Below are 26,392 nucleotides of genomic sequence, written 5' to 3' on the forward strand. Positions count from 1 at the left end.
TCTTTATTATCTGTTTTCTGTTCAAAACAGCCTTTTTTGAGCTATACTATTATTAGGTCAAAGGAGGCTGTTTTTGAGTACAATTGCCAGAATGCGTGCAGCAATTTTGGGTATAGTCGCTATCTCCATAATGACTGCCGCAATCTTATTTCTTGGATCACAAAAACTAAACACCTCATCCATAAATAATATGGTTCAACTGGATTCCGGTTGGACTGTTTCTCATGAAAATAATACATTTATCGTTGACTCTCTTGACAATGCCCACCTTGGCACGATCAACTACAAGGAACGTGTCATTTTGGAAAACACCCTTCCCGACTCAGACCTTTATCCCGCATCACTGCACTTCCGTTCTATCCTTGCTACGGTTGATGTTTTTGTCGAAAATCAACTTGTATACACCTATGGGCATCTGCTTGCCGACAAAAAAAGAATGGTTCCCAAAAACCAGAACTTCATATCTCTTCCGGAAGGTTATCAGGGTAAACACGTAAAAATTGTTATGGTCGCTTGTGAAGATGATGCCTTCTCAAGTCTTTCTCACATATATTTCGGAACATTTCATGACATATCGACCTATCTGCTTCAAAAGAACAGGCTCTCTCTCATAATAGGCTCTTTCCTATGCCTGTTCGGCTTTACTTTGGCAATACTTTCACCGATTCTTATATTCTCAGACTTCCACGATTACAGTATCATCGTAAGCGGCATGATATCTCTTGCCATGGGAATCTATATCTTGTGCTACAACGACATACTCTGGTTCTTTACAGACCATTCAAGTCTGAGCAATTTCCTGGAATACTTTACCCTTTTCTCCGTGCCTGCATTGACACTGGGATTTGTCATGTCATCTCACCAGATCAAAAAGAGCTTATTCAGCACAACCTTTATGATAATCGACCTTGTTTTCCTTTTAGTAACTTCAACCATGCACATACTCAATATTGTCCACATTTGCCGCTTCACCATGGCGCTCCATATACTTGCAATACTGGAAGGCATATACATAATAATTTCCGTAGTATCCTCAGTAATAATAAGAAACAAAAAAAGAAATGAACTTGACTCAAGAGTCTATTCTACCAACCTGCTCATTGTAGGCCTTATTCTTTTACTTGGATGCTCAATGATAGACATAATCAAATTCAATATACTCAAATACCTCAAGATGGGCGATGTTAATGCTTCAATCAGCTTTATTACCATAGGCTCTTTTTTCTTCATGTTGTGCCTACTTGTAAACTATTTCTATCACTGCATCGAATATATAAGTGAAGCCACCGTACAGAATCAGCTTGAAGGTCTTGCCTATACAGATGCCCTTACCAGACTTTCAAACAGAGCAAAATGTGAGCTCACTCTTGCAAACACCAGAGGCAGATTCACAATAATAAGCATTGACCTTGATTTCCTCAAATATACAAACGATAACTACGGCCACTCTTCCGGTGATACCCTGATCAGCGGCTTTGCGACCATGCTGAAAAGCAGTTTTATAGATGCTTCCCTCGTTGGAAGAATGGGCGGCGACGAATTCATAGTCGTGCTCCCTTATATTGATGCCGAAAGAAGAGATACCGACCTCTCAATACTCTCCGAGCTCATGGAATACAGAAATACAAAAGGTAAAAAGATCCACTACTCCGCTTCTTGGGGATACGCAGAAAGTATAGATTCTTCTTTATACCATCCAACTGCCCAGCAGGTATATCTTCTGGCCGATAAACGTATGTATTCCATGAAAAAGAAGCATCATAATGAATCAATGCGAAGACTGTACGAAGATCTTCTAAATGAAAATAAGAGCAAGGAGGTGAGCAAAGCTAATGAATAAACGACTTTTTACGATCATAGCGCTCAGCACCTCTACTGCCGTTGCAATACTACTGCTCTGTTCCTGGTTTCTTAACATGACTCACGACTATCCGTCCGTACAGGTAAACAAAGACTGGACGGTAACAATCGGAAATGAAGAATATCCACACGTAAACCTCTCAGAGATACATACTCTTTTTAAAACAAAAACAAAACGCGGCGATACTCTTATAATGACAAGAGAAATTCCCTACATAGGTGACATCCCGATTCCCGCGATTATTTTCAGAAGCAACTATTCCGCCTTTGAGTGCTATCTCGACGATAAACTCATATATGAGTACGGACTGAACAAATATATAGTAAATAAATTCGTCGGCAAAAAATATCACTTTATAACACTCCCGCGAAAATACCGCTGGTCACATATAACTTTTAAAATAACGGCATGCGAAAAGGGTGCTTTCTCTTATTTTGACCCAATTTATCTGGGAAACCACCCCGACCTTCTGACATTTCTTATAAGCAAAAACCAATTTGTCATCCTTATAGGAATGTTCCTGTTTGTTTTTGGTATGTTCCTGCTCACGCTAAGTCTATTGTTTGTATCATATGTGCCCGAGTTAAAAATACAGCTCTTTGCATCACTCCTATGTATAAACATAGGCTTATATCTCGTGTGCTACTCAAATATGATGTCAATTTTTGTAGATACAGATGCCGAAACCGAAATAGAATATTTTACACTGTTTCTTTTTGTTCCTCTCTGCTACATAATCCTGTACTTCATGAACGAACTCGAAAGAAAAAAGCTAATGATGGGCTTGTTCATCGCAAGTGTAATAATTCCTATATTCCAGCAATTTCTGTACTATACATTTTCAATTCACCTCAAGCGCACACTTTTGCTGTTTGATATCAACGCAATAATAATTTTCAGCATAATCGTCTATTGCTTTGTTCGGACAGTCAGGCAGAAAAAAAACATCTTTTTGGAGAACCTGCAGATGGTCGGCATGTTTATTCTTTCAACTTCAGGATTCATCCACCTCGTAGGATATACCCTGACAACTTACCATATCATATCGGTCGAAACAGCAACATTCCCAATCATAGGATTTGGTGCAATCTTCTATGCAATGACGCAGCTTACCTATTACCTGCTCTACATTACCAAGACCTACGCCCAGCGAAAAGAGCATGAATCACTAATCCACCTTGCATATGCAGACGGTCTTACAGATCTTCCCAACAGAGCAAACGCTGACAGAGAGCTAAAAAAACTTGAAAAAAGCAACTATGACTATTGCATAATAAGTATCGATTTAAACGGTCTCAAACCTGTAAACGATAAATTGGGCCACGCAGAAGGTGACAAATACATCTTGGATTTCTCAAAGATACTGACAAGCACTTTCGCGGAACACGGAATGTGCGCCAGAATAGGCGGAGACGAATTCATTGTAATAATAAGAGATGCAGATTCACTGAACATTGATGAACTGATAACCAAAATGAGCAGCGCCCTTGACGTCTTGAACGCTCTCTATCCTACATATGTAAGGAGTGTTGCGACAGGATACGCATACCGCCACGAGCGCCCGGGAAAAAGTTCTCACGAAGTCTATCTCCTGGCTGACAGACGTATGTATGAAAACAAAAAGATAATGCATGAAAAACTCGGAATTGAAGTAAGAATGTAATTTAATAGGGAAAAGCTGATGTATTGTCAGCTTTTCCCTACCATTGTAGATTTCCTAAGAGTGCAGTACTGATACTCGCCTTCTTTATACAGATCGAAGACTCCCTCAACCGTTATGTCATCCCCTTCTTTGGGATAATCGTCAGGATACTTGTAATTATCTGTAAGTTCAAACTCAACTCCCTGAGAACAACAAGCCGTTGCATCTTTTATAATGCACGCATAATATCTTTTCCCTGTTGCCTCATCTACATACTCGGAATAATTACCGGTCATCTTGATAGTCTTTCCGACAAAATTTTCCGGATAGTACATCATATTGTAAACAGTTGTGTAGATCATAGTCGTCGAAAGCTTTGTAAGATCGATATAATCACCCTCAACATCGACTTCCTCTTCAATAGGCGCCCCGAATGATTCCGACGGATCTATATCTGATGAAGTCATGTCTTCCGAAGAATCATCTTCAGAATCATCGTAATCATCAGCAAGTGACGAAGCCTCGCTTGCAGCAATCTGCTCAGCGATCACGTCATCAACACTTTTTGCTCCGCTTCCGGGCTTTGATCTGGCTCCGCTTGAATCATCCGCACATCCCGAAGTAATAAGCACAACCAGCATCAACACTGCTATATATCTCATTTTTTTCATTATGCTTTTCCTCCTGTAGCTTTTCCGATGAAATATGCCACCGCAAATACAAAAACATCAACCGCAACAATGGTAGATCCGACAGGCGTCCCGGCAAGCAATGATATAAGCATTCCGGATATTGCACATACAACCGATGAAACAGCCGAAAATATCGTCACACTCCTGAAATTCTTTAATATGCTCATGGCAGAAAGCGCAGGGAATATCACAAGCGCCGATATAAGAAGGGATCCCACAAGATTCATTGAAAGTACTATTATCACCGCGATCATTACCGCAATGATGAAATTATAAGTATCCGCTTTTACACCGGTGGCCTTCGCAAAGTCCTCATCAAAAGTAACCGCAAATATCTTGTTGTACATAAAAAGAAACAATGCCACAACAATAACCGACAATACCACGCATACCATAACTTCCGACATTGTGAGCGTAAGTATCGACATTGAGCCAAACAACGTGCTGCATACATCTCCCGAAAGATTGGCAGAAGTTGAAAACTTATTAATGATAAGATAGCCAAATGCCAACGCTCCTACAGAAATCATCGCTATCGCGGCATCGCCCTTTATCTTTGCGTTATTTCCGCTCCTTAAGAGGAAAACAGCGCAGACAACGGTTATAGGCAAAATAACGGCGGTCTGGTTTGCGATCTTTAATACACTCGCGATCGCCATAGCCCCAAAAGCTACGTGCGAAAGTCCGTCTCCGATAAACGAATATCTCTTTAGAACAAGCGTCACCCCGAGAAGCGACGATGATAATGCAATAAGCGTTCCTACAATAAATGCGTAGACAACAAACGGATATTGGAAGTATTCTATAAGCTTTTCTATCATGCCGGCTCACCTCCTTCCATATTCATAAAGAACTTTCCCACATTACTGGATATATACTCATCTTTGGTCCCAAAATACAAAGTTTTTCCGACATGAAGTATGTGGCTTGCATACTTAACGGCTGCGGTTATATCATGCGATACCATGATTATTGTTACATCGCTGTCATTAAGCTCTTTTATAAGTTCATACATCTCATATGTAACTTTGGGATCAAGACCTGAAACAGGCTCATCCAGAAGAAGAACCTTTGTAGTTGCACAAAGAGCTCTTGCCAGAAGAACTCTTTGCTGCTGTCCACCCGATAGCTCTCTGTAGCACCTATTTTTTAGATCTGCAATATCCATTCTCTCCATGTTCTTGCGAGCAAGGGCTTTTTCTTTTTCTGTATAAAAAGGTCTGAGCCCCATGTGAGACTGGCATCCTGAAAGCACGATCTCATATACGGATGCCGGGAAATCCCTTTGAACAACCGTCTGCTGAGGTAAATAGCCTATCTCATTCTTTTTTAGCCCATCACCGAACAGAATCTGTCCATCAATAGGTGACTGTAATCCGAGCATTGTCCTCATAAGAGTTGTCTTTCCCGAACCGTTTTCTCCCACAATGCACAGATAATTTCCTTTTTCAACTACAAAATTCAAATTCTCAACAACCACAGTCCTATCGTATCCAAGCGACAGATTCTGCGCGGAAATGAACGACATGATAACACCCCCTGCCTTATTTAAGCGCTTCTTTAAGTACTTCAAGATTTCCTTCCATTACCGAAAGATAAGTCACACCACCTTCAACATCCTTAGATGTAGTTGACTGTAAAGAATCCATTGTAAGGATTTCCTGATCCTTCTTTGATGTATTCTGTTTTACAGTATCGGCGATCTTCTTATCCTGTCCTTCGATAGTAAGGATAGAGCTAAGTCCGAGCTCATCTACCTTCTTTGAAAGGAATGTTATTGTTTCAAAACTTGCCTCAGTCTCTGCTGAGCAACCTACAAATGCTGCATAATAATCAAGTCCGTAATCATCAACAAGGTAACGGAACGGGAAACGGTCTGCGAAAAGAACTGTCTTTTTGCTGCCTGACTTAACTGCATTATCATATTCCGCATCAAGAGCCTCAAGCTTTGAAATGTAATCTGTTGCATTCTTCTCATAAACATCTTTGTCAGCTTCATCGATAGCGATCATTCCGTCTTTGATGGCGCTGCAAAGCTTGGCTGCATTTTTGAGTGAAAGCCATACGTGCTCGTCGTACTCTACTTCTTCACCCTCTTCGCTTTCTTCGCCTTCCTCTTCTTCGGCCTCCATACCTTCGACAACCTCTTCTTCCTTGATGTCATCGCCAAGTGTGTCAAGAAGATTGATAACTACCATATCTTTATTGGTTGCTTCCTTGAGTGCATCATCTACCCACTCATCAGACTCTCCGCCAACATAGATGAACATGTCGCAGTTTGCGATCTTAGCGATATCTTCTGCTGTAGGCTGATAGCTGTGAAGATCAACACCGCTGTCAAGAAGCATTGTTATCTCTGCATTTGCAGGATTCTCTCCTGCGATATTCTTTACCCAATCATATTCAGGGAAAATAGTTGTCACGATACTGATATCACTGTCGCCTGCTGCCTCAGATACTGCCTCTGATGCGCTTCCTTCCGGAGTTCCTGCTGCAGATGCGCTCTGAGCGCTCTGATTTCCGCATGCACAAATAATGCTGCTCGCCATTACGGCTGCAACTATAACTGAAATATATTTCTTCATAATATTCCTCTTTTCTTATTCATTTTTATTTAATATGGAAAAAATATGATCATGTAGCAGAATTCTGCTACACAAAAAGAGGGTGCTTCAATTATCGAGACGTACCTTGAAGCTGACAAGTGTGGGATGAGAAATGTTCTCATTTGTCTTGGTCGTAATGACAGCAACTATCATTACGGCAATTACACTTATAGCAAGATGAATAATACCTGTAGAGATCTGGTTTAAGAACTGTTCGCATCTTTCGATGTTACGGCAGATAGGACATTCTGCGCCGTGGCACTGATGGTGCTGCTCTTTAAGTATATAGTACGAGGAAAAGAGCATGGTAAAGCTGAGTACTACAGCCAACAAAACCGCTACCACTCTGCGCTCATTATTATATTTCTTCTCCGCGCCATTAAACTCCATTCTTAACTTCTCCTAAAACTTCCTCAAGTTTAGTTCATTGGCCGCTGAAATGTCAAGCTTGGCCAGGGGGTGTTTCAAGCGTAGGGTTGTGCCTTTAAGGGAGGGGATAATCGGCTATAGGGCTGGGAGTGTCAGTGGTTGAATTCGTTGACATTCAAGGCATAAAAATATGTAATCGTCCATTCTTCGCTCCAAACTCGCGCATAAATGCGCTCAAACAGGTGGAGCGAAAACAGAATGGACGATTACATATTTTTAAGCTCTTGAATGTTACAACTTATTCAAATACTGACACTCCCAGCCCTATAGCCGATTATCTCTCTAACTTTAAATGGCAAATAAACAGACTGCTGAAATAGCCACTCTGATAAAATGGCATGGTTACAACAGTTTACTCTCACTTAGAACTTCGGTTTAAAATAAAGGGGTTTCTTTCTGCCAATTTGAATTTCTTCACAGCTCTTTATTGCAACGTCCATAATTTCGCCATTGCCATGAAATTCTATGGAATAATTATCATTCTCCGGCAGATATGAGTAATATCCACAATCGCGAACGTATAATATGCTGCATGTATTGCCTGATAGCATTTCGAATATTGGATTTTTAGCGGAGTTCTTATTTAAGATTTCGCACAGTTCCTTGGCCTTACTATGTTCTTCTTTGTCCATAATATAAGACTTAATACAACTAGAGAGTTTTTTACGACGCTCATTGATATCTCGTTGAGCGTACTGTTTAATTTTTGCAAAGGCATCATTGTAATTGTCGTAGCTGTAATCTTCGTACCACGCGTGAGGTCTGTCACCCGAAGCCGGCGCATCTTGGCATTCAACAATATATTTTCCATCAATAAAGCCTATTCCGTAACTATATACTTGATTAAATAACTGGTTTGGCTCTGTTATTATGCAAAAATTCCACATGCTTTCATAACCCGCCCGCTTACATATACTCCACAACGGATCATGTAATTCGAACAGGGTTGTATGATTTATTTCTAAGGTATTCTTATCTGCTCCTTTGTACAAACATAATAAAGTTGAAACACAATCATGCAGTTTTTCGTTGTGCAGTTTGATATTTACAAGAAATTTTATAATGAACTGCTCTTCAGATTCTATTTCTCTTATGATTATTTTTTTTGGTCTGTCAAAATCATCCGGATATGACCGGAAATATTTATTATCCTCAATAAAATAACCGTCATAAATGCCCCCGCGGCTATTATATCCGTATTTTTCAGGATCTATTCCACAGCTATTTAGTGCTGCCAAAACTTGTTCTAAACTCATATGCTGATTATCCATTTTCTGTCTCCTCTATAAAACGATTCCCACTTATAGCATACCGTAACACCCCATCTTAAACAATTCTTAAAGATTTACCCTATTGGAACTTAAAATTTTTTTCAATACAATATATCTATGATTAATCATTGAATATATACGGGAGAGAAAATGAACAAGATTCTTATTTGTGACGATGAACAGGACATTGTGTCTGCGCTTCGCATTTATCTTGAATGCGAAGGGATGAGCGTTATGGCTGCTTCAAACGGAAGGGAAGCGGTTGAGATAATGCAGAGTCCGATTGGGGATGACATACATCTTATTCTTATGGATGTAATGATGCCGGAGATGGACGGGATTGCTGCAATGGCGGAGATCAGGAAGATATCGAATGTGCCGATAATCATGCTTACCGCGAAAAGCGAGGATGCAGATAAGGTTGTGGGGCTGACGGTCGGAGCTGATGATTATGTTACCAAGCCGTTTAATCAGGTAGAACTTATGGCAAGGGTTAAATCACAGATTCGTCGTTATACGATGCTTGGAGCTAAAGGGACTTTAGGGAAACCTGCAAATACCGATATGATCACCATCGGCGGTATTGAATTAAATGATAAGGCAAAAGAAGTAACTCTGGACGGAAATCCTGTTTCGCTCACTCCCCTGGAATACGATATATTAAAGCTTTTGATGACACATCCCGGTGAAGTTTTATCTCCTAAAGAGATTTATACAAGTGTCTGGAAAGAAAACATGATCGGCGCCGAAAGTACGGTGGCTGTTCATATCAGACACCTTAGAGAAAAATTGGAATATGACAGTACAAATCCCAGATATTTGATAGCTGTCTGGGGACGAGGATACAAGATGGAAGGGACGCCCCTTCGGGAAAGGAAACCATGAAACGTTTTTACAGTAAGAAAGCTAAAATTTTATTGGCAATAGCATGTATTTTCTTTACAGCATGTTTTTTCGTATGCTCAGCTGCAACCTATATATTAAAAAATACTGTTTATACAGCTCGCGACGGTGTATACGGCGACGTGCCCAAATTTGAATTAGACGCATACTATGATGCTGGAAATGCATATGCTGTACAGGTTCTTTCTAAATATGATTCCGGATTCACTTCCGAACTCTTGGACAAAATGAACTGCTATTATGGAGTTATTGAAGGAGATATAACGAATGATACCGATCTGAACGATAACAGCATATATTTATATCGAAATTTTGATGGTATTAATGTTCCCCTCTACAATGATTATTTTATTGAATCATATGTTGTCAATAATGACTCTATCTTTTCGAGTAGTGATAAATTTTTAGGAATATTCGGAGCAGATAAATTAAACTACATCCGTACAGATGAAGGTAGACGCGAAGAATCAATTGAAGTACAAGGAATAGGATACGATGACATTGGAAAAAAGGCATATGTATATTCCAATGACCAGTTCTATGCGCTGGATGCATTTTGGTATGTAAAAGATGATTATTATTCCGACGACGAACTCATAAACGTTGATAGTATTTTTAATGCGATTTGGTACACAAATAAACAAAGTATTGAAGACAATTCTGAAGAAAATGAAAAGCTATATATAGCAGGCAATGGATATGATCCAATCTCAACTGCAATAGAAGGTTTTCAATTATGTTTGATTTCCAATAATGAAAGAGGATTATTGAATGGAAATTATGTTGCAGATTTATCTCCGATTCACAATAGATTAAAAGAAATATATCCCTTTCAATCTATTGGAACCAGGTTTACTTCTTTAGGGGATATGCCAACAATCCGGGCAGAAATTGAAAATCCCGGAAACAAGCATTATACATTCATTTGTTTTCCAAATGAAACAAAACTTGAAACCAAAGGTCATGTAAATGATTATTATGCCAAAGCTAGGAAATTTGTCGGAATAGTAAATACGATTAAATATATTATTCCGATAATCGGCATTATTTCTATTGTAATGATATGGATTAGTTTTGTTCTATTCTTAAAAGCTGCCGGCCATACTAAACAGAGTGAAGAAATCGTAGAAAGTCCGCTTGATAAGATTCCGATAGACCTGGCATTTGTTGTGACAATAATTTTGGAATGTGTATTTTTTGCAATGACACTTTCCTTGAAATATAAATTACCATCATATTTAGCAGCATTGGGCATAGGTGTAATCTTTATACTTGCAATGATAACAGGCCTGTGTTTGTGTTCAATGTTGGCTGTTAATTTCAAACTGCGCAGACTCCACAAAAATACTTTATGTGCAAAGACGCTGTTGAAAATAAAATGGAAAAGAAGGCTATGGATCTTATACCTGATAATGCTGATACCGGCATTATTTGCAAATAGTATAGACAGTACTCTTGTATTTCCTGTTTTCATAGTGGATATGGTCATACTCGCACTATTCTTATCTTGGGGAATGCATAGTTATTCAAAGATAAAAGAATCTGTAGAAAATCTTGCGGCAGGTGATACAACAGCGCGTGTTGACGTAACAGGAATGCCGCAGTTTATGGAAGAAACAGGAACAGCGCTCAACGATATTCAGGCGGGAATCGAGATTGCTCTGGCGGAGCGCACAAAGAGTGAACGCATGAAGACAGAGCTTATCACGAATGTATCTCATGATATCAAGACGCCCATCACATCGATAATAAATTATGTTGATCTTCTCAATAAAGAGAACCTTGAAAATGAGAATGCAAAAGAATATCTTGAAGTCCTGAACAGGCAGTCACTTCGCCTTAAGAAGCTTGTTGAAGATATTATTGAAGCATCCAAAATCTCCAGCGGAAATATTGAACTAAATATGGAGAAAGTAAATGCCAAAGTGCTTCTGGATCAGTCTATAGGAGAATTTTCGGAACGACTAAAGGAAAAGAAAATTGAGGTCGTTGTCAACAGCTGTGACAGTGAAATGTACCTCATGGCAGATAATAGGTATTTGTGGCGAGTATTCGATAATATTATGAGTAATATCGTCAAATATGCCCAGGCAGATACCAGAGCCTACGTAGACCTTGAAAAAGATGGCGATAGGCTCAAATTTACTTTCAGAAATATATCACGCGAACAATTAAACATCTCCCCCGAAGAACTTATGGAAAGATTTGTCAGAGGTGATAAGTCACGATATACAGACGGAAACGGACTCGGCCTGTCTATAGCAAACAGTCTCACTCAGGCTATGGGCGGAACAATGAATATATTTATAGACGGAGATTTCTTTAAGGTGATTCTTGAATTTGACGCCATTACAGAAAGCGAGGATTAATGCCATGCTCTATAATTTATTTCTGTTTTTTATACTTATGGGAACTATAGCCATATATTGGCTCGTTGACAATTATATAGATTATTTATAGAAACGTGCGCTGATAACAAAGAGTTGCTTTGCAACTCTTTGCGCGCCGATGCGCGCAAGCTTTAGCTTGCATAATTCATCTGCGCATCGGCCGCATCCATAGCGGAGCGTTTTTATATCATAGGAAAGCAATTTCCTATGATTAAAAGAGCTTCGGAATTCATCATTTCCGAAGCTCTTTTGTCCTCTCCCTACGTTACTCAAATTCAATTACAAACTTTATACCCGTAAAATCCATCTCTCATTCGCTTAGTTCTACGGGTATAAATCAATTTTCGGAATTCTATGCCCGTAAAATCATTCCCATATTCACTTACTTCTACGTGCACAAATTGATTTCTGAGATTCTATGCCCGTAAAGCCATTCCAATATGCACTTATTTCTACGTGTACAAATCGATTTCTGAGATTCTATGCCCGTAAAGCCATTCCCACATTCACTTATTTCTACGTGTACACATCATTTTCGGATTCTAATGCCCGTAAAGCTACTTCAATATTGAAATGCTATGTTTTGTAGACTCGTATAGACTTCATAAAAGGAATTTTGATTTTAAACGCGTATAGACCTTACTCCAACACTCCATCAATGCTCTTTCCTACGCTTCATCACCTCGGTCGTATCTTTGTACAACCACCATCTGCACCCTTTCCTACATATCGCCTCGATATCTTTTTAGGGCGCTCATACTTGCAAACACCCACCAGTAATTTCTCGCGATCTATATCTTGCCCGATAAACACAGATTGGAAGGGCTCTTCTCCGCCGGTGATCACGTAAGAATTGTCGGCAATGTCGAAGCGGAGCGCATCAGAGCCAACTTTGACAACGCCTTTGGCGCGGGCGATATCGCCGTACTGTTTCCTAAGGAGATCATCGCAGAAAACGGTAAGTGCGCCGACAGAATTAAACTCCATGAGATCAAATGTCATTTGCTCAAAAGCAGGCTGCTTGTCGCTATCTCCATTGGCATAGTCTTTGTCACCGGTAAATTCATAGCCATTGCCCCCTCCCGAGCTATAACCATTTCCATCTTCCAGTCCCGCTCCATAACCGTTGCCACCTGCTGCACCATAGCCGGTTCTTCCAACAGCTGGATGCACTTCCTCATCGGACATGACCTCTGTCCACCACTCTTTACTCTTACCATCCCGGTAAGATTCCGTTATCTTAGCTTCAGGATTTATCTCATGTATCTGCCTCTTTACCTCTTCAAGCTCATCAGCATCCATCCCCTCTGTCTTGGAAAAGATAACGTGCCCTGCGTTTAGTATCTGATCTTCCATGAGCTCGCAATATTCATGCATATTTGCAGAAAAAGACTTCGCGGACACAATCACAATAGGACTAACGGGAATTATTTTTTCGTAGCGTACTTTCTCAAGCCCGGCAAGGATATTGCTTAATTTTGCAACACCCGAAGGCTCTACAATCAGATACTCGGGTGCTATACCCGTTGATACAGTAAGTATTGAATACAAAAAAGAATCCTTCTTACTGCAGCAAACGCAGCCTTCCATGAACTCAAGGACCTGCATGTCCTTATTATCTGCCGCGCCTGATATTTCACGGCTGTCAAGGTTTGTATCGCCAAATTCATTCTCCATAACAGCAGTGTAGCGCTTTGTATGTTTTAGTAGTTCTTTTATAAATGTTGTCTTACCTGCTCCCAAAAAGCCTGTCACTATCAGAACTCTCATATGATTATCGCCGGTGTGCCGACGTTATCTCCTTCTTCAAGTATTTTAATAGCAGTCGCAAATTTTATATCAAAATCTGCGACTGCCCTATTGTCTTAATAAAAGCTAAACATCATTCATTTACAAGCTTAACAACCGGTTTGATAAGATCTGCAGGCTTATCTTTCATAAGCTGCAATGCTTCGGGAATGTGATCCCATCCCTCAAATATATGTGTTGAAAGCGGGCTTACATCGAGTCTTCCGGAAGATACCAGAGCTCCCAGTTTCTCCATACGAAGTCTTCCACCGGGCATAAGTCCTCCGCGAATCTGCTTGTGTCCCATTCCAACACCCCAGTCAGTTCTGGGAATGCTGATATAATCGCCGCTTCCAAGGTAGTTGACGTTTCCGATAAGTCCGCCGGGTTTAACAGATTTAACTGCTGATTCGAAAGTATCAACATTACCGCCGGCGATGACTACTCTGTCCACACCCTTTCCTGAAGTTAATTCCATAACCTGATCTTCAATAGACCCGTTTTTATAATTTATGAAATCGGTAGCGCCGTATTTCTTTGCTGCTTCAACACATTTAGGACGAGTACCTACCGCAATAATCCTGGATGCACCGCGCAGAGATGCTCCGGCTACGCTCATAAGTCCTACGGGGCCGATACCGATTACAAGGACAGTATCACCAAACTGGACATCTGCAAGCTCTACACCATGGAATCCTGTAGGAACCATGTCGGAAAGCATACATGCATCTACAATATTGATATTCTCGGGCATATGCGCGAGATTACCGTCTGCATCATTAACATGGAAAAATTCAGAATCCAAACCATCTTTGAAATTAGAGAATTTCCAGCCTGCAAGCATTCCGCCGGAATGCATTGAATAGCCGGCCTGAGCTTCAAGTGAACTCCAATCGGGTGTGATCGCAGGTACCAGAACCCTGTCCCCCGGCTTAAAGTCTTTAACAAGTTCGCCAACTTCCACAACTTCCGCACAACCTTCATGGCCAAGTATCATGTTGTGACGATCACCAACAGCACCTTCCCAAACCGTATGTACGTCTGATGTGCAAATTGCAATAGCAAGTGGTTTACAGATTGCATCAAGCGGTCCGCACTTTGGTACCTCTTTGGTGATCCAGCCAACCTCACCGATCTTAAGCATCGCAAACCCCTTCATTGTTTTTTGCTCCATAAGTTGCTCTCCTCCTTGTATATTATGTCTTGCATATAGATTTATGATATATGAAACATGCACATTCAGTCAAACATAATATTTTGTTTTATTGTATATTTTCACAATCTCATAAATGTACATAACAAAAAAGGAGGTATTGTTACCCAAAACCTCCTTTGATATCCATTATATTATTGTGAGAAATTCACCAATCAACCAGCATCTGCCAGGATATTATCCAAAATATCTGTAACGCTCCTGAACTTCTTATTGTCCCTATCTTTTCCGCGGCCTGCGTTGTATCCGCCTGCGAGATGCTTTATCATCCCTGTCTGTATCTCCACAAAAAAGCTTCCTTCATCCATCAGCTGATCTGTATACGAAACATCACCGGACAGATAAATAAACTCCGTTTCATTAAGCTTGTTTTCAAGCTGCTGCCAGCCCTCCGGAGAAACCTTGCTGTTGTCCACAGTATATTCTTCCGATGAAGGTAACTTACCCTCAAAAAGATCTTTTATAACAATCTTTTTGTCGGAAGTCTGCTTTATATCATAGTGCTTCACTGTGCAATCCGATGAGATAACATACATCTCAATATTCTGCTGATTTCCGGGACTTTTAACATAAGTCACCTTACTTATATCAAGCGCCTCACCGCTTCCACTTCCGCAACCCGTAAGCGCAAACATAATCATCATAAATACAAGAAGCAGACTGACACCATACTTCTTATTTTCTGTCCTAAACATAATATCACCCTTTCCTTTAAAACAAACGGCTCCCCAACCGTATTTCTTACTTCAAAATCATTAACTCCCCAAATATATCGGCAGTTACGTGACCATTCTGTATAATTTTATTTTCCTAAGAATATATTTCACCAATAAATATATAGGCACAATGATAACAAAAACCGCGATGACAAAAGATACTTCAAACGCGTGATTCTGAGGTACAGGTATCATTTTTATAAAAGATATGATCATCATATGCGCTACATATAAATCCAAAGTATAACTTCCCAACCGATACAGTATATCAAGTTTGCTGAATTCTGCAATAAACAGGCTCACCAAATATATCGTCACCATGCCGGTCAGACCACATAACCAGACCGACAGCTCAACCGCAAATGTCTCTGCGGAAAAAGCCATGTCATCAAAACCGTAGATCAGATCCGTCGCATAAGCCCCCGAAGTGAGCAATGTAACTGCTATCCAGCACGCCGCGCAGATAATAAACATAACTACCGGCACAAACTTTTTACAGCTCTTAAGCCTGGTAAGGATTTCATATTCACTGCAAATATAGCCAAGAAGCAAAAATCCGTAAAGCCACTTAATTTTCCACATGCAAAACAGCTCTGTGTCACAAAAGACAATCAAGACCGCCCATACGCCCACATTTATCACTGCCCTGAGTTCCTTTTTATCGGTAATCCTATGTATCAGTATAAAAAGACTATGCGCAAAAAAAAGCTGAATAAAAAACCAAACACTTCTCGAATAAATAAAAACCTGTACAGCCTCATCCAGGACTACTCCGATATCGAATCCCTTTTGCAATACGATCAGCGCATTGCTTGCCATAAAAGCGACCAGCGACCATACAAAATACGGAACCAGCAAACGTCTGCTTTTCTTTTTTATCAGTTCTTTTTCCGAATACTTCTTAAGCTCTTTATAGAGGAAAAAGCCGCTTACAAAGTAAAATACCGGCATGTGAACAAAACTGATAAAGCCTGTGTATAATCCCGCTGTATTTGCAAGTACATGGCCATATACGACCGCAACGATCGCTATAGCCTTAAATATATCCATTTCTTTTAATCTGTTTTTTTCTAACTTCTCTTTCAAATCCAAATCCCGCACTGTTTCATAAAATCTGCGAAATCATTTTAACACTACATGCACTTATGTACATCTTAAATTTTTAGAACATCTTATCTCTTATCATGCAAATCACATTTTATTTCATTATACGAATATCTGTGAGTGCCACTTCATCTCCCGTGAGCGCAACGTAAACATCCTGATGTTCGTCGTGGAAAATAGTTGTGTTTTCTATTATGATTCCGAGATTTTCTGTTGAAGTCGTGATCTTATTTCCGCTCCTTTCAAATAATACAAAGCATTCCATGCCTTTCTTTGTCGCTTCTTTCCATTTTTCCCAGCCGGTGAAAGTTTCCTTTCTCTTCATATACACTTTGTTCTCGGCATATGTTTCATCACCGGACACTTCTCCGTTTATCTTTATCAGAGCATATTCACGATAGCCCTTGCCGCCGACTTTTCCGTCCTCCGAAAAGAAAATGACAATATACGGACAGTGCCAGACAAGATTTGCAACCGGAAGACTCATTGAATGGAAATAAAGCCTAAGCTCTTCCTCTACCTTGATTCCGTCCGTCGACGCGGATCTTGTCCTGTCTATCTGGAGATTTGGAAGATCGGATTCAATTCTGTCGGTATAGCTGATAACATCAGAGATTCGCTCTATATCGCCTTCTCCGATCTTTATATCAGTCTCTTCAACAGCAATATTTTTTATATGACAATGTTCACCTGTAATTCCTATATACGCATCTTTTGTCTTATCGGAAAGTGCAATCACAGCTTTGAGTTTATGAACACCGTCCTTCATCTCAAGTGTGATATGATCGTCATATTTTGCCGCACAGATCTCATACTGCACCTTTTTACTTTTATCGACTACAGGATTACCCGCTTCATCGACATTTTCTTCCACTTCGACTTTCATATTCTGAGCCGCAGTGGAAACATAGTGTCCGTCAGGCCAGAGTTCTCCATACTCCTGATACCTGTATGCATCTATCGATCTGGCCCCCCTGTGAAATCGTCTGTCATATGAATCAAACAAAACTATGGACGGCGACGAATAATCTCCTGCTGCCATCTCATATTCATCCGCATCAAAAGACACCTTTGTAAAAGCTTCCGTCACATGAACGCCAAGTGAGACCGCTTCTTTGTATTCTTTACAGCGAATTTCAGTCTCTATGACTCTCTCATCTTTTTTATTCGCATTTTCTTTATCCATTATACGGATCATTATCTTGGCATATTCAGGATCAAACTGCGTTCCCGCCATCTCGACAAATTCCTGTCTTATCATGATATACGGCAACTCTTCACGATATCTTTTATTCGATGTCATCGAAACATACGCATCAGCTATAGCAATAATCCTTGCGACATCCGGAATCTCTTCTCCTTTTAAACCTTTCGGATATCCGCTTCCGTCATATTTCTCATTGCTGTAAAGTCCGCCGTCTTTCAGATACGGGTACTCCGTAATATCGGAAAGAATCTCTCCGCTTATTATCGGCTTCTTTTGCCATACTCTCCGCTCCTCTTCTGTAAGTTCAGAATGCTTCTGTATAATACTGTCCGGAATACCTACCATTCCTATATCATGCAAAAGAGCTGCATAGTAAACTTCATCGCATTTCGCTTCATCTTTTCCCGACATCTCTGCGATTTTTTTTGCCACATCCGCAACTCGCTTAGAATGTCCCTGCGCATATTCATCTTTGTTCTCTATCGCCTTTACAAATGCCGATGTCGTCTGGTCAAACAAACGCTTCATGCGCTGTTCACCGTCCTTGAGTTCACCGATTTCAATCTTATGTGCCCTCACCACCGTCTTGTTCATATCAATGTAAACAGACACATACATGGTGATAGAAACCATTACCATCATCATATTAACCAGCGATATCCCATAGGCAAAAATCTGTATAATCCCGCCTATGATAGGAACAAAAATATAAGCTACTATAGAATAATAGACCAATCGGCTCATAGCTGACTTGTACTTTCTGACAACGGAATACTGTATTAGCGGACAGAGAACCGGAATGACATAGCAACCCAAAAAGAGCGGTCCCCTGTGATACACATTGTTTTCATCAAAGTAATAATACATTCCCGTAAATTGCGACAGCACTACAAGAAACATCTCAAATATAGCCGCCGCACCTACAAAATACAGCCTTTTGGGAATCGTAGTTTTCTTAGCCTCAACCTTGATAAGATCTGCAATGTACATATCAAGCCCAAGCACGATAGCAGCAGTTAATACAAACACAAAGAAGTTACTGACTCTGACCATTACATATCCCTTATGGCCGGTATCTCCGGAATACAGATATGCCATACGGTCAAAATAGAGAAGAAAAGTCGCTACAAACTCCATAAAAATGAGAATTTCTTTTCTTCTTCTGGCCAAGAACTGCGTGAAAAACAACAAAAAAGCAAATGCTATACACGCAGAGGAAAGTCCCAGCATAATATCCATTTGGTATCTTCTTATAATCTCAAACATTTCCATCTGCTCCTTGTCACTATGCGTTATGCAGAACAAAAAACTCTTTCAGCTTTTCAAGAAGTTCTTCCTTCGTAATATCTTTTAAAAAATATCCCTAAGGTCTCAGCGCCACAACCGCCATGACACTTTCCTTATCACTTTTACCCGTAAGGAATATTACAGGTATCGATGATGTCTCGGGATCGCTCCTAAGCATCTCAAGCACCTGCGGGCCGCTTGTTACCGGCATCTCATGATCAAGCAATATAAGATCCACTTTGCTCTTTCCGAGATATTTGATTGCCTGAAGACCGGAGCTTGCCATAAATACTCTGTAACTGTTTTTTAGCCAAAGCCTTACAATCGAGAGATACTGCGGATCGTCATCAACTATCAATATGCTTTTTTTGTATTCTCCCGATTCGGATTTATCAAAAAAATCTCTTATCGAATAGATAAACGCATCATTATTGATAGGCCGCGAAAATGTTTTATACAGCAAGTCACTCCTAATATGTCTTGCCATATTCATAATATCGTTCTGTTCTCCTATAAGGATCAGTTTGCTCCCCTGTTCTTCCATTTTATCGTTCAGAAAATGAAGGACATCTTCCTTGGGCTTAACTTCTTCATCCATATAGATAACAAAAAGTACTGTATCTTCTACGGCATTATTAAGTTCGTCCACATTAAACGGCACAAATCTGCACTCAAGTCCTATTGCCCGCACTTTCTCAATTATTGCCCTTAGAATAAAAGTCTCTTTTTCTCCGGTGAATATGATCTTTTTCCCTGATATGATTTTTCCCATCTTGCTCCTTTATTTTGCTTTTGCGATCAATGCTTCCATTCCGTCCCAATCAAAAAGTTTTAACAGCTTACCAAGTTCTTCAAAAAATCCTGCATCCTTATCGGGAAGCGAATATTCCGATATACTTTTCAAGATCATTTCAACTGAATCATAATCCATCTGCGGAATTAGTTCTTTCAGCGCTTCATATGCATCTTTTAATTTGTCATCCGGTATCATCTCTTTCGAGTCATCCTCCGAATTAGCCTTCTTCATCCGTCCAAGCTTTTCCTTAAAAGAAGCATATTCTTCCATAAGCGTATCTTTATTGCCGGCTATATAATCCATATCGTTGTTATTTCCCGCAGTTTCCATCTTTTCAGACAGTTCTGCAAGTTTGAGCGCGCCTATAATACGGGCAGAGCTTTTAAGCGCGTGAACTTTTATGGTAAACAGCCTTATATTTCCTTCCGCATATGCATTATTAATTATTTTGGAGTTCTCATCTATGGTGTCATAGAAAAGATCAAGACCGAACAGGTAAGATGCAACTCCTCCCGAATTCTTAAGTCCATCGTCAAACGATATATCTTTTATTTCTTTTATCCAAAGCATATCCTCCGGCAGTTCCGTGAGTTCTTCGACAGCATCCTCTTCACTCGCCTTTTCCATCTTGTTTTCCGGAATATGCTTAATAAGAGTATTTTCAAGTGTTTCCGTATCTACAGGCTTAGGAAGATATCCGTTAAATCCTTTTTCCAAATAAAAATCTTCGCCCGAAACCGAATTAGCCGTAAGTGCATATACCGGTAGCTCAGGCTTCATTGTCCTTATGATCGCAAGAGTCTCTATTCCGTCAAGTCCCGGCATCATGTGATCCAAAAGAACTACATCATAATTATTATCCCGTATCTTATCCAGCGCTTCCGCTCCGCTTTCTGCTGTTGTAACAAACACCTTGGTCGCTTTAAGAAGTCCTTTTATCACACTCAGATTCATCGGATTATCATCAACAACCAGAATATCCGCATCGGGCGCAATAAACTTTGGAACGTACGGTCCGCTTGCCTTGCTTTCGTCATGCTCGATAAATATGCCAAGGGGCGTTGCATCGACAATCTTCTGCGATAATATAAAGATAAACTCAGAGCCTTCTCCGTACACGCTGTCGCAAAAGAGCTTTCCTCCCATCAGCTCAGCAAATTTCCTTGAGATATCGAGCCCAAGGCCCGTTCCCTGTATAGCACTGTTCTGCTCTTCATCCAGTCTTTCATAAGCGGTAAAGAGCCTGTCCATATCTTCTTTTTTTATTCCCATTCCGGTATCTTTTACCGAGATTCGGATAACAGCCTCTTTGTCATTGCGCTCTTCCATCGTCACATTGAGTGAAAAGCCTCCGACTGCGGTATACTTTACGGCATTTGTAAGAAGATTCAGCACAACCTGTTTAATCTTTTCCGCATCTCCGTACAATCTCTTTGGCAAAAGCTCATCAACTACGACATCAAAACTAAGATTCTTCTGCGTACTCCTTATACGTATCATCGAAACAATAGAGCGCAGTGTCTCCTGCGTATCATATTCCTGCTCAACAAGGTGCATTTTACCCGACTCTATCTTGGATATATCAAGTAGGTCATTGATGAGACCAAGCAGTGATTCCGAAGCATTTCTGATATCGAATGCATAATTCATAACCGACATAAAGTAGCCCTTAGGTACATTTGTCGGATCTTCTCTCATTATCATCTCATTCATTCCCATGATGGTATTTATGGGCGTCCTGATCTCATGGGAAATATTTGCAAGAAATCTTGATTTTGCAGTATTGGCATTCTCTGCCTCTTCTTTTGACTTCTTTATCACATCATATTGTTTTCTGATAATGGTAAGTCGCATTACCTGCCACACAATAAATCCCGCCAACGACGCAACCAATATCATAAGGAGCAGCCTTACAACCAATAGTTCCAGAAGTCGCGGTGCTTTCCTGATGTTAAATACCGCTTCCTGAAGAATTTCTTTTCCCGAACCGTTCAGAATCTGGATATGGAGCTTATAATTGCCGTACGAAAGACCGGTATACTCAAGAGAAGACAACTTGCTTCTCTGCATAAGTATTCCGTCATCGGGACCGTCTTCCAGAAATAGATGTACATTGGGATTCATCATCGAATAATCCATGATGGAAGCCGTTATCTGGACACGTCCGTCCGACGCCGGTATCTGATATACGCCGTTCTCATCCTGAAGAACTTTTTCATTGTCACAATAGATGGACTTAATATCCATCAATACTTCAGCATCTTCGTTAAAATATTTATTTATGTTAACCTTTATCACACCGTTTCTGCCGGCCATGTACAGATTGCCTTCATCATCCCTGCATCCGAATGAATTACTGGTTATCGCATAAGGCAGTCCGTTTGCTATTGTATATATCCTGAAGTCCGATATTGCATCTTTTTCCATCTCATTGGCATTTACTACATACACACCATAAGAAGACAATATCCACGCATTGTCATTATCATCAAAATAGATGTCGTAGTTATTGTTATACGGGAACGTGGTAACCTGAGTTACCAGTCCGTTTTTCATGTATTCGATGGAATTCGATGTGACTATCCACATGATTCCTCTTTTTTCATCATTTACGATCCTCATGACAACATCGCTGGTAAGACCGTTATCTCTGCCTATCTTTTTGACACGATCCCCTTCTATGGCATATATTCCGTCACCGTCAGTTCCCACAAGGATGACACCTTCATTTGACTCTACAACCGAAAGGAAAACAGTATTTTTTATTTCATCGGAAGCACCTACCGTTTGAATGATCATTCCATCCTTTATTACAGCAAGTCCGCCGTTTGTCCCCACGAGTACCCGTCCGTCTTCCAGCGTAGTGATCTCTCTTATCTGATTACTCGGCATTCCGTTGTCAGTTGTAAAAGAAGTTATCGTACCGTCTTGTCCCTGACAGACAAGTCCAAGATCATGTGTATATGTGGCAATCCAGATATTCCCGGCATTATCCTCTTCGATATTTCTTATTCTCGCATCACCTAAGTACTCAGTCAGTTCATTTTGCATTATCATGCCATTTTTTTTGATGATCTTAAGACCATTCTCGGTTCCGATGTATATATCGCCGTCACACAAAGCCACTGCGTTTGTAACACCCGCATACACTCCTGCCTGATCTGTTATATCAATGAAATTGTTGGCAACAACTTTCATTACTCCGATCGTTGAAGATGCAGCCCACAGATTTCCCTGATAATCTGTCGTGACCATCTCGATTCCGCTTTCAAAAGATGTATTTCTGAGCGGCTTAAAAGATCTGTCGGTATCAATATAACCGATCATATCGGACGAAGACACCCACACTCTGTCACAATCGTAATTAAGCCAATGAACGTTACTTAGGGGCTCCACTGAGATTCTTTCCATCTCATCGACACTTGCCCCAAAATCACCATAATAAATAAAACTACCGTCTGTTCCGAGATATACCTTCCCCGGATTCTCGGGATCTGCCATGATAGTAGTGATCTTTTCCATTCCAAGTTCGGAGCTTTCATACAATTCTGTAACCTTGCAATTATCTATCGCAAAAATAATCCCGTTCGAAGTCTGCCCGAATATTCTTCCTTCCGCATCTCTGTCAAGTTTAAGAACACGTTCTTCGGAAAGCGTCTCATTTGGAAGTTTTTTCATCATATTGGCCTGATCGACATAGGCCACGCCCGAAGTTGTTCCAACAAAAATGTTGCCGTTCATATCTTCCTCAAAGATACGAATTGACGAGGATGTCAGGCCGTCTTTATATGAATAGTGCTTGTTTTCCGAACCATCAAGAACCACTACGCCGTTATCATTGGTACCCACCCATATTCTTCCCTTACTGTCCTCAAAAAAACATCTTGCACTGGTAAGGTATGAAGGAGAATCCACCTTGTCAAAAGTCGATCCGTCATAGCGGAAAACGCCACTGTAACCGCCGACCCACATATAACCGTTGCTTGCACCCATAAGAAACATTGCGTCAGACGTCGGAAGCCCGTTTGATGCATCATATATCTCTGCTGAATAAGATACATCGGGGATCTGTCCGGTAACTGCATATCCTCCGCCATATACCTGACGTTCATCGCTCTCTGTATCTTCTTCAGCATATGCTGTTGTATGCAACAGTATCGTAATTAAGCCTGTTACTATAGCCAAAAGAGCTATTTTTTTGAATTCTCTTTTCACAGGCAACCTCCATTAAACATTCTGATTATATTTGCTAAGAATTACCTTTATCTCAGGAAGTGCATCCAAAAATACTTCTACACACTTGGGATCAAACTGGGTTCCCGCGCCCTCTTTGATTATGTCCAAAGCCTCCTCAAGCGGAAATGCAGGCTTATAGACACGTGCTGATGAAAGCGCATCAAAAACATCTGCAACAGCCATAATTCTTGCAGACAATGGTATCACTTCTCCGTGAAGTCCTTCCGGATATCCCTTTCCGTCCCAGCGTTCATGGTGATACGCCGCCATATTCCTTGCTTCCTTAAGATAGACTTCACCCTTTACGGTATTTATAGCTTTCTCAATAATCTCCCGGCCGGCAATTGTATGGGTCTTCATTATCTCAAACTCTTCATCTGTCAGTTTTCCCGGTTTATTGAGAATCTTATCCGATATATTTATCTTGCCGACGTCATGAAGAGGAGCGCTTCGCACTACATCAGATTTAAACTTGGCGCTGATCTTCTCGGGATAATACCCTTTCTTTTCAAGTCCTTCCACGATAATCTTTACATATTCCGAAGTTTTCTGGATATGCGCGCCGGTATCGGAATCTCTGTTCTCTACAAGGTCCGCCATTGTAATGATAAGACCGTCCTGCATCTTCATCGTTTCCTCAGAAAATCTTCTTACGCTGCGGATCTTCTCGGTCTGGTTAAGCGCCATATCACAGATGATCCTGTACATTTTCTCAATCTCATCTCCGGTCTGAATATCGATAGCCCTCATATTCCTTACGGCTTCATCAAGTTCCCTCTGATTATCGCCGGCATTAATAAAGGCTTCTACGCTTCTTTCTATGCTATTGATCGGGTAAACCATTCCGGTTCCCGATACCCACAGACCACACGCACTTATAAGGATATAAAACGAAAGCATTATAAATAAAACGCGCAACATAAAATCCCACATATAATCCGAAACATACTTAAGGGATACTTCTGCTGCCGCATAACCTGTACAGATTCCGCTGTTGTCTATGATCGGATAATATGCGGACATTACCCAGCCTCTTATACCGTTGCTCTCAACCGCCTCTACCGATTCGCCCTTGAACAGCGTACCGATATAGGGTTTTAGCTCTTCTCCGAATTCTATTTTTTCACCGGGCTCATGCCGGTCATCCTCGTTCGAAGTAATATCAAATGCAACCAACCATCCATCACTGCTTATCTTATAGATACAGAGCCTGTCAACTCCGTTAATACCTTCCCTGATCTGAGTCAGCTCCGCTTCCGTATCATCATATACCTTGGTACTTCGTCCATAAGTTGCGCAATCATCTACGATATCGGGATCTATCACTTGAGACGCAAAACGCGCTGCATTTACGGCAATATCTCCCTTCTCATTTTTGGCATTCTTGAAATACAGTGTTACACCGACAACGCCCATTATCACCGTAAGCGCCGTAGAACACCCAAGAAGCATGGCCGTTATCCTTATTCTCAAGGAATGTGCCGTAGAAAAACTGAGGGAACCGATTCTTTTTACTTCACTTAAAGAAAGCGGGCGTTGCTTCCATCCGCTGTTTCTTATCTTTTCACAAACATTATTGGGAATAAAATACATGCATAGCAGCGCCATGCAAAAAGAAATACCTCTGTCCAGTATTGTCAGTATTATATTTACGATAAAGAAGGACACAGCATCAGTGAGGTTATATTGTAACGCAAAAGCTTCAACCAGAGCATTTACCGACTGGATATGCGGCTTTCCCATAGCTCCCCACTGGATAAAAAAGCTAACTACACCGCTGATCAATCCTAACGAAAAAATATATATCAGTACTTTTTTTATCCGATCAAACTTTTTTTCTCTTATAAACCAGGCTGTATAAATGGCTACAAGCGCATTGATAAAACCAAAGTAGATTGCCTCACCGTTAAACAGCGAAATCACTACATTAGTCAGAACCGCTGTCGTTATGGCCGGAAACAGACCACCAACCATAGCAACAAGCATAGTTCCTGTAGTATCCAGATAAACCGGGAGTCCATACGCATTCGTAAGAAGCGCCCATAGCACATTTATTAAGATTCCGCCCATAGTCGCAGTCACTCGAAGCAACCGTCGATGACCCATTTTATGCAAAGCGAATTTCAACCCCTGTACCTCCAAAAAACACAAAATGCCAAAAGATGGTACAAATATCTATATTCTCAGATATGAAATCTAAGAATACATTATCCATCTCTTGGCATATCATAAATTTATAGAATAAACTGCA

The 26,392-nt window shown here is 40.6% G+C and carries 18 protein-coding genes; 4 read left to right on the forward strand and 14 right to left on the reverse strand.

Annotation, left to right across the window (positions count from 1 at the left end):
- Nucleotides 1-73: 73 nt before the first annotated feature.
- Complete coding sequence (locus tag T356_RS20265; RefSeq protein ID WP_026513933.1) at nucleotides 74-1,840, forward strand: GGDEF domain-containing protein; 1,767 nt, start codon at nucleotides 74-76, stop codon at nucleotides 1,838-1,840.
- Nucleotides 1,833-3,524, forward strand: a complete 1,692-nt coding sequence (locus tag T356_RS0107285) for a GGDEF domain-containing protein (RefSeq protein ID WP_026513934.1) — start codon at nucleotides 1,833-1,835, stop codon at nucleotides 3,522-3,524. Before T356_RS20265 ends, T356_RS0107285 begins: the two co-directional genes overlap by 8 nt.
- Nucleotides 3,525-3,550: 26 nt before the next feature.
- Here T356_RS0107285 and T356_RS20270 read toward each other — a convergent pair whose 3' ends face one another.
- From T356_RS20270 to T356_RS0107320, 6 genes are all read right to left on the reverse strand, one after another.
- Nucleotides 3,551-4,174, reverse strand: a complete 624-nt coding sequence (locus T356_RS20270; protein ID WP_051563242.1) for a hypothetical protein — start codon at nucleotides 4,172-4,174, stop codon at nucleotides 3,551-3,553.
- Nucleotides 4,174-5,016 (reverse strand): metal ABC transporter permease, encoded by an 843-nt coding sequence (locus T356_RS0107295; RefSeq protein ID WP_026513935.1) that lies wholly within the window; start codon nucleotides 5,014-5,016, stop codon nucleotides 4,174-4,176. Before T356_RS0107295 ends, T356_RS20270 begins: the two co-directional genes overlap by 1 nt.
- Nucleotides 5,013-5,723, reverse strand: coding sequence for a metal ABC transporter ATP-binding protein (locus tag T356_RS0107300; RefSeq protein WP_035780664.1), 711 nt, complete (start codon nucleotides 5,721-5,723; stop codon nucleotides 5,013-5,015). The genes T356_RS0107295 and T356_RS0107300 overlap by 4 nt, the downstream gene beginning before the upstream one ends.
- A gap of 16 nt (nucleotides 5,724-5,739) precedes the next feature.
- The gene (locus tag T356_RS0107305) at nucleotides 5,740-6,780 is read right to left on the reverse strand and encodes a metal ABC transporter substrate-binding protein (protein WP_026513937.1); all 1,041 of its coding nucleotides are present in this window, start codon (nucleotides 6,778-6,780) and stop codon (nucleotides 5,740-5,742) included.
- Between the two features lie 87 nt (nucleotides 6,781-6,867).
- Complete coding sequence (locus T356_RS0107310; RefSeq protein WP_026513938.1) at nucleotides 6,868-7,191, reverse strand: hypothetical protein; 324 nt, start codon at nucleotides 7,189-7,191, stop codon at nucleotides 6,868-6,870.
- A 401-nt stretch (nucleotides 7,192-7,592) separates the two neighbouring features.
- Complete coding sequence (locus T356_RS0107320; protein WP_026513940.1) at nucleotides 7,593-8,501, reverse strand: hypothetical protein; 909 nt, start codon at nucleotides 8,499-8,501, stop codon at nucleotides 7,593-7,595.
- A gap of 150 nt (nucleotides 8,502-8,651) precedes the next feature.
- Between T356_RS0107320 and T356_RS0107325 the strand changes: the two genes are divergently transcribed.
- Together T356_RS0107325 and T356_RS20275 are read left to right on the forward strand one after the other, a co-directional pair.
- The gene (locus T356_RS0107325) at nucleotides 8,652-9,386 is read left to right on the forward strand and encodes a response regulator transcription factor (protein ID WP_026513941.1); all 735 of its coding nucleotides are present in this window, start codon (nucleotides 8,652-8,654) and stop codon (nucleotides 9,384-9,386) included.
- Nucleotides 9,383-11,773: a sensor histidine kinase gene (locus T356_RS20275; RefSeq protein WP_051563245.1), complete on the forward strand. Its 2,391-nt coding sequence runs from the start codon at nucleotides 9,383-9,385 to the stop codon at nucleotides 11,771-11,773. Before T356_RS0107325 ends, T356_RS20275 begins: the two co-directional genes overlap by 4 nt.
- A gap of 699 nt (nucleotides 11,774-12,472) precedes the next feature.
- Here the strand turns inward: T356_RS20275 and T356_RS0107335 are convergent.
- From T356_RS0107335 to T356_RS0107370, 8 genes are all read right to left on the reverse strand, one after another.
- Nucleotides 12,473-13,564 (reverse strand): GTP-binding protein, encoded by a 1,092-nt coding sequence (locus T356_RS0107335; RefSeq protein ID WP_026513942.1) that lies wholly within the window; start codon nucleotides 13,562-13,564, stop codon nucleotides 12,473-12,475.
- A 112-nt stretch (nucleotides 13,565-13,676) separates the two neighbouring features.
- Nucleotides 13,677-14,741, reverse strand: coding sequence for an NAD(P)-dependent alcohol dehydrogenase (locus T356_RS0107340; RefSeq protein WP_026513943.1), 1,065 nt, complete (start codon nucleotides 14,739-14,741; stop codon nucleotides 13,677-13,679).
- Nucleotides 14,742-14,950: 209 nt separating this feature from the next.
- On the reverse strand, nucleotides 14,951-15,490 hold the full coding sequence (locus tag T356_RS0107345; RefSeq protein ID WP_026513944.1) for a hypothetical protein: 540 nt from the start codon (nucleotides 15,488-15,490) through the stop codon (nucleotides 14,951-14,953).
- An 84-nt stretch (nucleotides 15,491-15,574) separates the two neighbouring features.
- Nucleotides 15,575-16,597, reverse strand: coding sequence for an acyltransferase family protein (locus T356_RS0107350; RefSeq protein ID WP_155838990.1), 1,023 nt, complete (start codon nucleotides 16,595-16,597; stop codon nucleotides 15,575-15,577).
- A gap of 112 nt (nucleotides 16,598-16,709) precedes the next feature.
- Nucleotides 16,710-19,088 (reverse strand): HD domain-containing phosphohydrolase, encoded by a 2,379-nt coding sequence (locus T356_RS0107355; RefSeq protein WP_026513946.1) that lies wholly within the window; start codon nucleotides 19,086-19,088, stop codon nucleotides 16,710-16,712.
- 97 nt (nucleotides 19,089-19,185) lie between these two features.
- The gene (locus T356_RS18720; RefSeq protein WP_051563247.1) at nucleotides 19,186-19,881 is read right to left on the reverse strand and encodes a response regulator; all 696 of its coding nucleotides are present in this window, start codon (nucleotides 19,879-19,881) and stop codon (nucleotides 19,186-19,188) included.
- A 9-nt stretch (nucleotides 19,882-19,890) separates the two neighbouring features.
- Nucleotides 19,891-24,120 (reverse strand): hybrid sensor histidine kinase/response regulator, encoded by a 4,230-nt coding sequence (locus T356_RS18725; RefSeq protein ID WP_081777774.1) that lies wholly within the window; start codon nucleotides 24,118-24,120, stop codon nucleotides 19,891-19,893.
- Between the two features lie 12 nt (nucleotides 24,121-24,132).
- The gene (locus T356_RS0107370; protein ID WP_197020892.1) at nucleotides 24,133-26,211 is read right to left on the reverse strand and encodes an HD-GYP domain-containing protein; all 2,079 of its coding nucleotides are present in this window, start codon (nucleotides 26,209-26,211) and stop codon (nucleotides 24,133-24,135) included.
- Between the last annotated feature and the right edge of the window lie 181 nt (nucleotides 26,212-26,392).

The sequence above is a fragment of the Butyrivibrio sp. LB2008 genome (assembly GCF_000621565.1).
Lineage (GTDB): Bacteria > Bacillota > Clostridia > Lachnospirales > Lachnospiraceae > Butyrivibrio.